Below are 270 nucleotides of genomic sequence, written 5' to 3' on the forward strand. Positions count from 1 at the left end.
GCCCGTGATGCCGAAATGGTTGCCGATGTGCGCGTACTGGGGGCCATTGGCGTGGTCGAAACCACTCATCCGGTGAATATGGCGGCGCTGCAAAAATTCTTTGTCGAACAGGGTGTCTGGATCCGGCCTTTTGGCAAACTGATTTACCTGATGCCGCCCTATATTATTCTCCCGCTACAGTTGCAGCGTCTGACCGCAGCGGTTAACCGCGCGGTACAGGATGAAACATTTTTTTGCCAATAACGAGAAGTCCGCGTGAGGGTTTCTGGC

1 protein-coding gene is annotated in these 270 nt (G+C 54.1%); it reads left to right on the forward strand.

Annotated features, from left to right (window positions below; genetic code table 11):
- On the forward strand, positions 1-243 hold a 243-nt coding region (locus LI162_RS15405), incomplete at its 5' end, for an aminotransferase class III-fold pyridoxal phosphate-dependent enzyme (protein WP_227156891.1).
- Positions 244-270 lie beyond the last annotated feature (27 nt).

This window comes from Mediterraneibacter sp. 210702-DFI.3.120 (assembly GCF_020561005.1).
In the GTDB taxonomy this organism is placed as follows: Bacteria; Bacillota; Clostridia; order Lachnospirales; family Lachnospiraceae; genus Mediterraneibacter; species Mediterraneibacter faecis.